The sequence below is a fragment of the Bacteroidia bacterium genome (assembly GCA_041391665.1).
Classification (GTDB): Bacteria; Bacteroidota; Bacteroidia; order J057; family J057; genus JAGQVA01.
This window is the reverse complement of the sequence record JAWKNO010000001.1, coordinates 938,827-953,049: the sequence shown is the minus strand read 5'-3', so window position 1 is coordinate 953,049 and position 14,223 is coordinate 938,827. Positions and strand designations below refer to the sequence as shown.

The 14,223-nt window shown below is 48.3% G+C and carries 7 protein-coding genes; 6 read left to right on the top strand and 1 reads right to left on the bottom strand.

Features of this window, described 5'->3' with window-relative positions:
• Positions 1-7: 7 nt before the first annotated feature.
• Positions 8-592 carry a sigma-70 family RNA polymerase sigma factor gene (locus tag R3D00_04000; GenBank protein MEZ4772322.1) on the bottom strand — a complete coding sequence of 195 codons (585 nt, stop codon included), beginning with the start codon at positions 590-592 and terminating at the stop codon, positions 8-10.
• Positions 593-670: 78 nt separating this feature from the next.
• Between R3D00_04000 and R3D00_03995 the strand changes: the two genes are divergently transcribed.
• The 6 genes from R3D00_03995 to R3D00_03970 all read left to right on the top strand — a co-directional run bounded on the left by R3D00_03995 (position 671) and on the right by R3D00_03970 (position 14,198).
• Entirely contained in the window at positions 671-2,377 is a 1,707-nt protein-coding gene (locus R3D00_03995; GenBank protein ID MEZ4772321.1) for a hypothetical protein, read from the top strand.
• Positions 2,378-2,395: 18 nt separating this feature from the next.
• Positions 2,396-9,391, top strand: a complete 6,996-nt coding sequence (locus R3D00_03990; GenBank protein ID MEZ4772320.1) for a hypothetical protein — start codon at positions 2,396-2,398, stop codon at positions 9,389-9,391.
• 11 nt (positions 9,392-9,402) lie between these two features.
• Positions 9,403-11,496 carry a hypothetical protein gene (locus R3D00_03985; GenBank protein MEZ4772319.1) on the top strand — a complete coding sequence of 698 codons (2,094 nt, stop codon included), beginning with the start codon at positions 9,403-9,405 and terminating at the stop codon, positions 11,494-11,496.
• A gap of 72 nt (positions 11,497-11,568) precedes the next feature.
• Positions 11,569-11,907, top strand: coding sequence for a hypothetical protein (locus tag R3D00_03980; protein ID MEZ4772318.1), 339 nt, complete (start codon positions 11,569-11,571; stop codon positions 11,905-11,907).
• A gap of 69 nt (positions 11,908-11,976) precedes the next feature.
• A complete protein-coding gene (nth, locus tag R3D00_03975; GenBank protein MEZ4772317.1) occupies positions 11,977-12,618 on the top strand; it encodes an endonuclease III in 642 nt (213 codons plus the stop codon).
• 299 nt (positions 12,619-12,917) lie between these two features.
• On the top strand, positions 12,918-14,198 hold the full coding sequence (locus R3D00_03970) for an S-adenosylmethionine:tRNA ribosyltransferase-isomerase (GenBank protein MEZ4772316.1): 1,281 nt from the start codon (positions 12,918-12,920) through the stop codon (positions 14,196-14,198).
• The last annotated feature ends 25 nt before the right edge of the window (positions 14,199-14,223 follow it).

The following is a 14,223-nucleotide window of genomic DNA, read 5'->3' as shown; positions in this document are numbered from 1 at the left end:
AAACTCTTTATTCTTCATATTCCTCCACTCCTGCCATCATCTCCTTCAACTTAGCCAGGCATTTGTGCCGCTGGCTTGACGCACTGTGTGGCGTACTAAAATCCATTTTCTCCGCAATCTCCACCGGACTGTAGCCCCACGCCGACAACATCAGCAGTTCTTTACACCGCTGACCCAGCCGCTCCATAAACTGACTTACCTGCTCCAGCCGCTCTTCCCCCATAAGTTTTTTCAGGAAGTCGCGCGACTTGTCGGGAAGTTCGGGAAACTCATCCACCCAGTCTGGTTTTACAGTCGTATTTTTTCGGTGTTGATCAACACATTTGTTGCGAAAGATTCGGGAAAGATAGGTTTTTAAGCTGGCTTCTCCACGAAACCGCTGGGTAGTGATGTGGTCGATCACGGCCAAAAAAGCCTCCGTATAGGCATCAAGGGCTTCTTCATCGGAAATGCGATACTTGCGCGGACGTTTGCGCACAAATTCTTTGTAGCGTAGAAAAAAAAGGTTCTCATACCGCTGACGCGTTACCCCTCCGGCGCGAATGCCCGCCATGATTTCCTGATCAGTAGCTGAGTCTTTTTTCCCAAACATAGTAAACAAAAATAAGGAAAATTCTGATTTGCGTGGATTTTCGGGTGATCGCGACCCGGGCTTTCCGACTGTGAGGATATGAAAGATTTCAGATTCCGCGCTATACCACCCCTGATCCTGCTTTGCAGCCTGATGGTCCTTTCGGGTAAATGGTCCTATGCTCAGGATATCGAACAGGTCGGCAAGGAGAAACCTGTGAATATCTCAGGCTCACTTTCACTGAGCGCATATGCCTATCAGACTACCCGGGAAGTGCCCCGTTATGCCCCTTTTACCTGGGCGATTACCGGCAATCCTGTAGTTTCTTTGTATGGAATAACGTTTCCCTTTTCGGCAATGGTAAGCGAGAAGGAACGCTATTTCCGGCAACCATTTAATCAGATTGGGGTGAGTCCTTATTACCGTTGGGTAACGCTTCACGCCGGGTACAGGAATGTCTCTTTCTCACCTTTTACCTTGAGTGGCCGCACATTTCTTGGCGGGGGAATAGAACTTGAGCCTTCCATTTTCAGGCTTGGTTTTGTTTATGGACGGTTTCAGCGGAGGGTGGTAGCAGATACGACACTTTCAGATATAATTGTAGAACCCGTTTATACCCGAAAAGGATATGCCGCAAAATTGGGCATTGGCAACCGCCGCAATTTTGTGGATCTGGTATTTTTTAAAGGCTGGGACGAAAATCAGGAATTGATTTCAGATCCCCGGCTCGGTACACTATCGCTTCAGGAAAATGCCGTGGGGGGAATCACGTCGAAACTCAGTTTCGGGAAATCGGTCTTTTTCGACCTCGATTTTGCAGTCAGCGCATTTACCTACAATACCGGCTCTGATACGCTGGCGCTGGAAGACTTTTTTATGAAACGGCTGGTTTTGAAACTGTATCAACCGAGAGTTTCGAGCAAGTTTTCAACTGCCGGACAGGCAGGGCTTTCCTTTCGAATTGCCAAAACCTTCAATATGCGACTGAAATACAAGCGGATTGATCCTGACTTTCAGTCTATGGGAGCGTGGTTTTTTCAGACAAATGTGGAAGATATTACAATCAATCCTTCCTGGTCTATGTTCAAGCACAAACTTCGAATCAATGCCTCTTACGGTATTCAGCGAAATAATCTTCTGGCAAGAGAACAACAAAACCGCTTCCGGCAGGTTGGTTCGGCGACAGTAGCGATTTCTCCGAATGCCCATCTTTCCGGCTCTCTCACCTACTCCAACTACCAGATCGAAGCGCGCAACCGCGAAGGATTTGTGGTAAGCGATTCTTTTATGGTAACCCAGGTTTCTCACAATGTCAATGCAAATATCAATATCAACTTTGGCAAACGTCCCCACAGACACAACCTCAATTTCAACACTTACTATCAGGTATTTGACGACCAAAACATCATCTTCGGTCATTTCAACGACAATCAGACGCAGGGGGCAGGTGTTGTGTATTCATGGTCTCAACAGGATGCAGATTTTTCGATGAGTGGCAGTGGCACGTATTCAGACTTTTTCTCGGAGCTGGCCAATACCTCCCGGTATGGCGGGCAACTTACAGCCACGAAAGGCTTCCTAAAGAAAAAACTGCGTTTCCGACTCGCATCCGGCTATTATTTCAACCTGCGGGAAGGCAGGAACGATGGCAGCTCCCAAACTGCCAGTCTGCGTGTGAGCATGAAGGCGGGCAAAAAACAGTCGCTGGGACTAAATGTCCAGTATATCAGCCGCAACCCGATTGAGTCCAGGTACCTGCCCTATTCTGAAACCAGAGGAAACGTCTTTTACACTGCAAATTTTTAGTCTGTAACGCCCGAAGCCATGCAAAATCAAAGAAATACCTTTCAGCAGCCCGATTCCCATAAACATAAAGGTCACAAGGACGGCACAAAGTCCACAAGTTGCTTTAGCAAGCTGGTAGTTTTTTCATTTTTTTCAGTTCTGTTTTATGGCACAGCATTCGGGCAATATCCCGTCGCCATCAATGTTGCATTTACGCCACCGGTTCCGGTAAATGTCGCTGATCTTTACGAAAGAGATGATCTGTTTTTGGTCACTGCAGTAAATACCGGTACCGAACCGGTATGGGTACAATACCATGTAAAACTGACCAATCTTGACCAGGGATTTTCGATTGAGTCCGACATTTACAACATACAACAACCCTGCATGGAATTGCAGCCAGGGGTTACGGATCTGAATCCCAAAGAACTGGGCAATTTTTTTGAACCGAATGCAGCCAATACGATGATTTTCACAGGGATTACCTACGCAGATTTGCAGCGTGATCCTTCCCTGCGAGATGGTACGTATGAATTTTGTGTACAGGCCATTGATTGTTTTAATGAACTCAACGAGCTTTCCCCACCTTTCCCCTCCGGTTGTGCGATTTTTACTGTCCAAACTCCCGATGCACCGGTTGTAGGCCTTCCCTGCGGCGTAGTTGTTACCCCAAATTCCAATGTCCTTTCCGTCAACTGGACCTTCATTCGCCCTCCGGGCTTTACGGATGATATATACTATAGTGTCAGGATTGTTCCCCTCGAACCGGGAAACCGCGCCCCACAGGACGCAATTGAATCTGCGACTTATCCCTTATTCTTCGAACAGGAAGTCGTCAACGCACAAGCTTTGACGGTTTCGATTCCGGAGGAAATTGAGCTAAAAGAAGCCACTACCTACGCTGTGCGCGTACGCGCCTACGATCTGTTGGGTCAGTTGAGAGTAAAAAACAACGGGTATAGCGAAGTCTGTACCTTTGTTTTTAATAACAGTTCACAACAGGGGGGCTTTATTCAGGCTTTTCCTATGTTTCCGCTGGACCGGGACATCGTGCCATTCAACTTTTTCCCGATTGTAGTCCAATGGGCGCCTTACGACAACGAATTTGATTATTATCACAGCCATCTTCAACTATTCAGCATAGAAGATGGGTATGAAGACGAATATATTGCGGACAACCGATGGCCCTGGGGACCGATGGAGTCACAGCGAAGGATCATGTGCGACCAGCGTAATGTCAACCAGATTCAGGCGCAGACCATGCCTGCCTACAAAAATCAGGCGCGAAACCCTATCACATTTGAGCGTGGGAAACGGTATTACTGGACGGCGGAAGTAGAATTGCGAAAAAAGGGCGATGTTTTTTCCACCTTTATTCAACAGCAGCAGTTTGAGATTGGAATGAAAGAACCGAATCTCATCAGCCCGTTATATGGAGATATTATCCGTCCGGCAGATTTGGTATTCCGCTTTGATACCGGGGATCCGGCCAATAAACTCATTCCCGACCATGTGGACATCCGCCAGCGGCAAGGGGCCGATTGTGAGCAGGCGGACTGGTTTAACGGTTATGTGCATGAGCGATGGATACTGGAGGTCAGCAAATCCCCTGATTTTGATTCGGTTGAATGGATAAAACAGGGAACCATCGGCGGTTCTGGAAGCCGGTTGCAGCTCGATTTTGTGGTCAGAGATTCCATATCCATTGCAGACTCGATTTATAAAGAGATTTCCCGAAACTGGGTAGCAAGTGATACCGGCACTTATTACTGGCGGGTAAAATGGGCAAAAAATCCTGAAGGAAATGACACAATTTCCTACCGAAGAAGCGAGGTAAATATGTTTATTCTGAGGGAAAACTTTGACGCACCACAAATTGCTTCTTCCCCGGCCCCTGAAGATACTACCTGCCGTTCGACCTGTGAGGCATTTGCGCCCACTTCCACCGAGCCTACCTTTGACGATCCTACAGGCCGGACACTTCAGGTAGGATTGTTTCAGTTGCAGGTACAGTCGGTCACTGGTACCAGTGGAAGCAGATTTACCGGGCAGGGAGTGATTGCGGTGCCCTTTCTCAACGAAATACGGGTAAGGGTGCGGTTTCGCGATCTTCAGTACAACGGGACAAACAAAGTATTTGCCGGGGATATACGGGCCGTTCAGGACAACGGCACCTCGTTTACGGTGGACAGCATCGGGCCGGGGTCGTCAAAACTTGCCGCAATGGCTCCCGGTGCAGCTCGGGCGCTCAACCAGTACCTTTCCGAAGGGAACCGGGTAGTAAGCGCTTTTTCGGGAAATACAGAAACACCGTTGCCCATAGGTATTGACAGGGAAATCGGGGGGCGAAATTATATTCTGGCCATTACCGATATGGTATTTACACCTACGGGCGCAACACTTTCTGCGATGGCCAATCTGGAGTTACCAGCTATTGGTGATTATATTATCTCCCTGGGGGCTACGGATATATGTTTTAGTCCCAATGGCCTCGGAGCAGTAGGAAACCTGAATCTGGCAAGAGAATTTACCATTCCCCTGGAAGGCGGAGTCGAAATCGCCCTCAACGGAGTCGATAGTGGAGCCGGAAAAGTCATTAGCAGTGTGGGATGGAACTGCGAAGGGCTGACCTGTCTCAATCTTTCAGGTCATGTCAATTTTCCCCGCGCAATGATGGTTCCCGATGGCCCCAACGGAAAACCAGGGCCTGGCAATGTACAGGGGCAGTTTTCCGTCCAGTCCTGTGAAGGATTGTCAGATTTTCTGGCAAATATCAGCATCAGCGATTTTCAGATCCCGGGGGCCGAAGGATGGAGCTTTGCGGTAACCAATGCCTGGATGGATATGTCTGATACCCGCAACCCGGTGAATATTCAATTCCCCTCAGCCTACGCCGACACATCTGTATTCAACCCCCGCCTCACCAATTTATGGACAGGATTTTATATGGAAACGCTTTCGGTGCGTACTCCCGAAGAATTCTCCACCAGCCAGCGGTCCTTTTTTGGCGTGAGGAATCTTATCATTGACCGTACGGGAGTAACAGGAAGTCTTCGCGCGGAAAATATCATTTCTTATATGGATGGAGACATACAGGGTTGGGGGTTTTCACTGGATACATTGCATATGACCCTGGTTTCCAGCAGCTTTACCTCCGCAGGGATGTCCGGAAAGGTAGGTATGCCCATCATGCAGGAAGAAGAATACCTGCGGTATAGCGCCTTGCTGAGCAACCGGCCATCTTCAGGGCTGGCCTTTGACTTCAGAGTAAGCACAGAAGATACCGTGAATGTAGAAATGGTCATTGCCAGGCTACAGCTCGAACCCAATTCGTACATCAACCTTTCCGTATCAGCTGACAGCACGTATGCCGATGCAAATCTTACCGGAAGATTGACCATTTCAGACGAATATGTACCCTCTGCCGTGAGAAGGGCGATAGCCAAAGTGCCCGCGATACATATTCCGGAACTCGCTTTTCAAAACTTCCGGCTGAATACCGAAACCGGCCTTGATGCAGACAGAGTGTATTTTTCACATGCCAGTCCGCAAAAAGAGCTGGCAGGATTTCCGTTGACCATAGACTCCATCAAATTTACAGGGGGACTGGGTACACCCACCCTGCTTATCAAGCCAAAAATCACCCTTGCAGGCGGAGAGTCGGGATTTTCTGCGGCAGCCACTATTCTGATCCGATCCGAACTCAACTGGCCGGGGGGAGGAAAAAAATTCTTCCGGCTGACAGGCGTTGATCTATCCCGCGTGGAAATAGACATCACTGCCAGTGCGATGAGACTTTCAGGTTTCCTCGAATTTTATGATCAGGACCCAGTCTATGGCAACGGGATCGCAGGCGGACTGGATGTCACGCTTCCGATGGGCATACGGGCAAATCTCGCAACCCGCTTTGGTACGATGCGCCCCGACCCTACGGCCAGATTTAATACCAGCGGTTATTACAGCTATTGGTATGTAGACGGGATGGTGGGAATACCTGAGCCGGGGCTTGTTTTGTGGGCAGGCGTGGCCATATATGGATTTGGAGGGGGAGCTTACCACCATATGCAGATGAACCAAAACGGTCTGCCAACGGCGTCCCGCACCCTGGCAGGCGGAGCCGCAAACAGCCAGCTTCCGCAGACTTCCGGCGTAACCTATACCCCCAATTTTAATACCTTTCTGGGGTTAAAACTGACCGCTGTTTTGGGTACGACGCCCAAGTCTGACGCCCTCAATATGGATGTAACGGTTCAGGCGGAATTCAACAACTCCGGCGGACTCAACATGATCCGGATTCGGGGAGATGCTTATGTAATGGCACCCGTTTACAACCGCGGCAGCGCAAAAATATGGGGCTCTGTAGACGTAGTGTACAGCAATCCTGCCGAGGGAAATGATTTTGTACATGGGGAAATTGATGTATTTATGAACTACGGAAGGCTGCATGGAAGGCTGGCGAATAACCAGATGGTGGACGCAACCTTCCACGCCGAGTCTGGCCTCTGGTATTTCCACGCAGGTTCGCCATCGGCGAGAGGCGGATTAAAAATTAACCTTGACCCCATACCCGCAGAGGCTGACATCAACGGATACCTGATGATTGGCCATAATCTGCCCGCCACACTTCCCCCTCCACCAAATGAAATCCTCGCTTTGTTGAATTCAGGCGGCCCGGGGCAGGGAACGGCTGTGTCCAATACATTTATCAATAAACCCCGCACCAATATGCCGGTATATACCAGCGGACAGGGATTTGCCTTTGGTGCAGCATTGGATGTTGATCCGCCTCGACTGTGGAACCTGATATTTTATGCAGACCTGAGAGTCATGCTGGGCTTTGACCTGAATGTTACCCACAGTGATACGCGTATTTGTCAGGAGTCGGGAATCGCCCCGGGATCAGATGGCTGGTACGCACAAGGGCAGGCTTATGCAGGGGTTTGGGGTGATTTTGGGATATATGTAAACGTGTTTTTCTTTGAAGGAGAAGTGAGTTTTCTTCGTGCGAATGCAGCCCTTTTGCTCACAGCCGGACTCCCCAATCCTGAATATTTTAAAGGACAGGCACATCTGCAATACAGTGTCCTGGGAGGACTGGTAGAGGGAAATCACAACTTCCAGCTTACACTCGGTGAGCCGTGTACAGCCATCTCTTCCAATCCGTTTGAAAGTATCTCCTTTATCGCAGATATGCAGCCGGAAGGAAACCCTGTGAGCGTTTTCACCAATCCTACAGTAAGTTTTCACATGCCAGTAGAAAGGATTGTGGAAATTCCGATCATGGACGAACACGGCAATTATGGAACGCCGAGAAGGTTTGAGCCTTATATACACAACTTTACGGTTATCAATACTACTACCGGTGAAAGAAAAAGAGGAACGCGCCAATTGAGCAATGATGGTACTATTGCCTACTTCAACCTCCGCGACATGCTCGACGGTCATACCAGCTACACTGCCCGTATTGAAATCCGTGCGAGAGAACTCTTCACCAATGGTACAAACCAACCTGTACTCGACAACGGATTACCCTGGTCTGAAATCAAAGAAGTACAGTTTACCACAGGCGCACAACCAGATAGCATTCCGGAAGAAAACGTAACATTCACGTATCCACTGAAGCGGCAAAACTATTTCCTCAAAGGAGAAACATCTCAAAACCGTGGGTTTATACGACTGAATGTGGGTATGCCCCAATTGTTTGCCCCGCAGATAGCTGGAAAAAATTACACATACGCAGCCAGGTTTACGAGGCTGGATGAAAATGACGTAACACCCGTTGACATGCCCATCACCTACACCGGAGGCACTTCCATAAACTTTGCCCTGCCCGCTTTGGATAATGAAGAAATCTATGCGATTCAGATTCTCCGAAAAGAAGTTGCCCCGCCTTCATCCGGATCGGGAGCCCCATTATCAGGTATCCTGGCAAATATGACCACCGCCAATCTTTCGGTTAACAGCCAGCTAACGGCCAGTGGTATCAATAGCCTGATGACGGTAAGCCCGCTGGTAAATACCTATTCGGGAGGGCAGCAGACCATTCGCTCCCAGGCAAAACAACTTCCCGGTGCCGTGGTGGATGAATCAGAAAAACTGCTTTACAAATTATACTTCCGAACCAGCAAGTTTAATACACTCAGAGACAAGCTGAATAATATGCAAATATTTCTCGTTGGATATGCCTGGCATGGGTCATGGGATGAATTTGCACTACATACTCTGGTAGCAGAACCATTCGAAGAATACGATCTGGTGGGTTATTATAAGGATGGTACACGCCGGCTTCAGCCTTTGGTGATGATAAGCGATCCTTTTTTCAGTAGTTCTCCCTACCACAATAATATTGACGTCTACAGAGTGCGAAACGGGCTTATGCCAGCCAGCAGCCTGGGAAGATTTAGTGTTGCACCTCTTAATGCCCATGGAAAGGGAATTCCCCCACGGTTGAGCATAGATTACAGCCAAAATACATGGACGGCTCCGCTCACAGACTGGTATCTGCATCATGCTTTAGGTAATCACAATACCGGAGGTTCTGGAAACCCGACATCCATGAATACCCCGGGTATTACCACAACAACTGTCGGGACAGGAGTAACCGGCACCATGAATATGCAGGCCGGCGGCACTTTTGGCAATGGGCTTTCCGGAATGTCGGCAAGTACAGGTATCCTGAGCGGTCCCGCTCTCACCTATCCAACACCTGCGGGAGGAAATACGATGGCAAATATTCCTTCGAATACTTTTAATCTCAATATGCGAACACCATTATATGTCGTTCAGGATTTCCATGAAATGAGGAATAATATTGCCGCAATACGATCTGTACCTGCAAAATGGAGTTATGTACAACAGTATTATAATTCTGCCTGGCAGGCTGCCAATCAGATGATGGGGAAGGTAGATGCACATTATCAATTTTCGGGTTATATGAATCAGCCCTATACCCTGTCTTTCAAATATCGGCGACCCTCCAATGGCACCAGCAGCCAGATGGACGGAACCTATTTTACCAAAGACTTTCGCTACTAATCCAAAGCCTTATGCCAAAATTCATTGCTTTTATATGGTTGGTTGCGCTATCAGCCAGCTTGTCTGCACAGACGCCAGATTCAACACACGTACCCAACCTTTTGGTCATGGCCAAAAGCTACGGAGATTCCATCGTATTGCGCTGGGCACCGGGTAATGCATCGCTTTGGGCTTTGGCCAACCAGCACGGCTACCAAATCGAACGCCTGAGTTATATGCGCCCCGAAGATTTTGACCCGGGACAATATCAAAAAATAGTGCAGCAACCTGTCAAACCCTGGGATCTGGAAAAATGGGCAGCTATCGGCACACCCGAAAAAAACAATCCGATGGCGGCAGTTGCAGCACAATGTATTCATGGAAAAACGCTGACAATAGGTAAAAAAGGCGCAGGATATTTTCAGCAAGCCAACGAACTCGCCAACCGATGGACACTCACATTACTTGCCGCTGATATTTCTTCCCGTACAGCAACGGCTTCAGGCCTGCGGTTTGCAGATCACAATGTAACAAAGGGAAGAACATATGTATATCGTATTTATCCTGCCATTCCCCACCAGATTTATTCTTCTGATACAGCTTACATCGTAGTGAATGCGGCGGAAACAAACGATATTCCTCAACCTGTGATCGCAAATGCGGTGGAAATGGAAGGACAGATTCAGATCGAATGGTCGAGGGAAGCGCACCAGAGAGATTTCACTGCTTATTATATCGAACGCTCAGGCGACGGAGAAAAATCTTACCAACGCCTGACAGACCTGCCATTTATCAGCCCACCGTCTCAGGACAGCGCCCTGTATAATCCCAACATGGTATATCTCGATTCTATTCCCCGAAACTACCACCCATACCTTTACCGAATTACCGGCATTACCCCATTTGGCGAGCTGAGCGAACCTTCAGCGCCCATCTCCGCCATGGGGCGGGACCGGACACCGCCTCCGGCTCCCATCAACCTCAAAGCAACTGCTTTGGGGGGCAACCAGGTGAAGATCACCTGGGAGATGCCCGATATCCCTGGTGATATGGAAGGTTTTTATGTCGGTCGCAGCGACAATGCGATCAACGGCTTTCTGCCGTTGACGGAGCAGCCGCTTCCACCGGCTGCAAGATCTTTCACCGACCAAACCGCCAACCCGCTTACAGCCAATTTTTATGTCGTCGCCAGCAAAGATACCGCCGGAAACGGGCAGGTTTCCATGGCCATTTATGGCCTGATCGTGGACAGCCTTCCACCCGCCCCGCCCGTGGGTCTCACGGGCAAAGTGGACACCAACGGGGTGGTTACAATGAGGTGGAACCTCGGGCCGGAAAAGGATATTATCGGCTATGAGGTTTTTTATGCCAACGCCGAAGACCATGTATTTGCCCGGATCACAGACAGCCCCTGGCGCGATACTGTTTTTTATGATACGATTATGATTAAAACGCTGACAGAAAATGCGTTTTACAGGGTCGTAGCCGTCGATGCAAACTACAACTATTCGCCATTCTCCCAAATACTCAAGCTCAAAAGGCCCGACCTCATTCCGCCTTCTCCGCCTGTATTTAGCGACTATCTCGTGGGCAACGGGTTTATTCGCATTGAATGGATTTCCAGCACCAGCGAAGATGTGGCGATGCACCTTCTGTTCCGCAGAGAAGCTGGACAGGAGTGGGAACAGATGGCGATTTTCCCCGGAAAAAACTATCTCCCTGTATTTACCGACAGCTTGATTGAACCGGGCAAACACTATGAATATTCTATTATGGCGATTGATGATGATGGTTTGAGTTCAGAGGAGGCTTACCCGCTCTATCTGAAAGCAGTGGACTTTTCCATTAAACCTCCGGTAAGGTTGCTTTCTGCCAGTCTCAACACCCAAAAAAACCAAATAGATATCTCCTGGCAGTATCCGTATTCTGGAAAATTCCGGTATGCTGTATACCGTGCAGTGAATGGCGGCAATTTTATCACGCTGGCCAACCTCACACAAGGAGAGCAGAAAATTGCCGACAGACAGATCCGCCCGGGGCAGATTTATGAATACACGGTAAAGGTCATTTATCCCAATGGAAGAGAGTCGGGGTTAAGTCCGCAAGTAATGGTTAAGGTCGAATAACCAAAGTTGCCCGAAGTCAAAAAAAGACGTAATTTTTGGCATTCGTACGGATAGGGATCAATCATTGGCATATTGAATACACTCATCGTCGTTTTCGTCATCTGTCTCGAACTGCTGCGCACTTTTTTCCATTGCCAGGATATCTACAAGCTGGCAATCGCAAAAGGCGAACGTCCGCTGAAATGGGTGCTGGGCACCATTGCCATCTGGTGGCCGATCGAAATCGGGGTTGTTTTTGTCTGGGTTTATGTGCTGGAATACAAGGCTTTTATTATCGGTGTGGTAGTTGGTATCGCCCTGGCCCGGATGGTTTTTTATTTTTTCAAAAAATCGCTTCAGGAAAAAAACACCCTTGAAACAGATAATATGATTGACCAGATCGGGAGGAAAATTCAGGAAGAGGAGGAGTGAAATTTACTATTTGCGCGAATCCTGCCTGCGGCTGGCGGAAAGTAGTGTTACCAACATAAAACATGACTTATGACTGAACAGGAAAAGGCTCAATTTGTAATAGATACCCTGGACCGGTTGTATCCGGAAACGCCTATTCCCCTGGAACATACAGATCCCTATACGCTGCTCGTGGCCGTACTTCTTTCTGCCCAATGCACAGATGTGCGTGTCAATCAGGTAACACCGCACCTGTTTGCCCGCGCAGGGGATCCTTTCACAATGGCGGAGGTTGATGTGGATGAAATCCGCGAAATCATTAAACCCTGTGGTCTTTCGCCTACCAAATCCAAAGCCATTTCCAACCTGTCAAAAATACTGATAGAGAAATATGCGGGCCATGTACCCCAAACCTATGAGGAACTCGAAGCACTGCCCGGTGTAGGCCATAAAACCGCTTCCGTCGTCATGTCACAAGCCTTTGGGGAGCCAGCATTTCCTGTGGACACGCATATTCACCGGCTGATGGATCGATGGACGCTCAGCAACGGAAAAAATGTTGTCCAGACCGAAGCTGATGCAAAACGAATATTTCCCCGCGAAAGCTGGAACAAACTTCACCTTCAGATAATCTACTTCGGCAGGGAATATTGCCCGGCCAGGGGACACGATCCGCACAAATGCCCTATTTGCAGTGTGATTGGTAAACCCGAATTGTTTCAGCAGGGATAAAGTTGGGAAAATCCTTACATGTTGATAAGTGACGCAAAAAGTCGCAAAATGCGAATCATTCGTTTTTTTTTGGCGAACCTCCAATTTTCTCTCACAAAAACTCAAAAATATAACACCTCCCACAGCATTCGCAATTCCCGAAATATTGATAAAGACAAAGAATCCTGCTTGATTTACCCCTGTAAAGAACGCTGATTTATTGGGGAATAATTGATTCTCACACAATCCAACTTCAAAGTTTCGGGCGAAAAGATCTGGAGCTTTGAAGTTTTTGTTTTTGTCTTCCACAGACAAAAAAATTGCAGGAAAGTATTAATTTTGCGGACATAAAAACCTCAAGATCTATCGACTACCTGGACCATATCCTCCTCTCCGATTATCACTACGACCTGCCTGAAGATCGTATTGCCCAGCATCCGCTGGCACAGCGGGACCAGTCGAAACTTCTGGTCTGCAGAGAAGGAGAGATTTCCCATCAGATATTTTTTCAGATTCCGGAAATACTTTCGCCAGATACGCTGCTGGTCTTCAATGATACGAAGGTAATCCGGGCCAGGCTGTTTTTTCATAGGGAATCTGGCGCGCTGATTGAAATTTTCCTGCTCAATCCTCATACCCCTCACGAAGTAAATCAGGCTATGCAGGCTACCAGCGAATGTGTCTGGTCATGCGCCATAGGAAGGAAAAAAAGATGGAAAGAGGGAGAAATTCTCCGGCAACCTTTTTCCATTGCAGGAGAAGAAACAATCTTGTTCGCCCAACTGCTTGACAGACAACAAAATCTGGTAAAACTTTCCTGGATGCCGGAAAATATTCCTTTTGCAGACATCCTCCATCATCTCGGCGAAATGCCACTGCCGCCCTATATCAACCGGAAAGCGGATGATGAAGACAGCGAACAATACCAGACGGTCTATGCCAACCAGGAAGGAGCCGTAGCCGCTCCTACAGCGGGATTGCATTTTACAGAATCCGTACTCAACTCCCTCAAAGATAAAGGTATAGGGCTCGAATTTGTAACACTGCATGTGAGTGCCGGGACTTTCCTGCCCGTGAAACACGACAAAGTTGTGGACCACGACATGCACAAAGAGCAAATGATCATCTACCCCGATGTAATCGAAAGACTGAGCAACCATCCGGGCAAGATGATACCCGTAGGGACCACCTCCATGCGCGTGCTGGAAAGCATTTATTGGCTGGGCCTACAATTGCTTCGCGGAAAAACCGCAGACCCTGACAAGCCATTTTTCGTCGGCAAACTGGAACCCTACGATCAGGAAAAACATGTACTGCCCGACCGGAAAACCGCCCTGCGCGCAGTGTCCGATTTTATGAAAAGTCACCATATGCATCAGTGGACAGGGGAAACACAAATTTTGATTCTGCCCGGATATCCCTTTCATGTATGCGATGCCCTCATGACCAATTTCCACATGCCGGAGACAACGCTCATGCTGCTCGTAGCGGCACTGGTGGGAGATGACTGGAAAAAAATCTATGCAGAAGCCCTTCAAAATAACTATCGATTTTTAAGTTATGGCGATACTTCCCTGCTTTTCCCACGATTGACCAGTTAGTATTTAGGCTGATTAGCAGTGAAAT

Excerpts from the sequence above, each read along its gene's own strand:
- R3D00_04000 (MEZ4772322.1), bottom strand. The coding sequence starts at position 592 with ATGTTTGGGAAAAAAGACTCAGCTACTGATCAGGAAATCATGGCGGGC.
- R3D00_03995 (MEZ4772321.1), top strand. The coding sequence starts at position 671 with ATGAAAGATTTCAGATTCCGCGCTATACCACCCCTGATCCTGCTTTGC.
- R3D00_03990 (MEZ4772320.1), top strand. The coding sequence starts at position 2,396 with ATGCAAAATCAAAGAAATACCTTTCAGCAGCCCGATTCCCATAAACAT.
- R3D00_03985 (MEZ4772319.1), top strand. The coding sequence starts at position 9,403 with ATGCCAAAATTCATTGCTTTTATATGGTTGGTTGCGCTATCAGCCAGC.
- nth (MEZ4772317.1), top strand. The coding sequence starts at position 11,977 with ATGACTGAACAGGAAAAGGCTCAATTTGTAATAGATACCCTGGACCGG.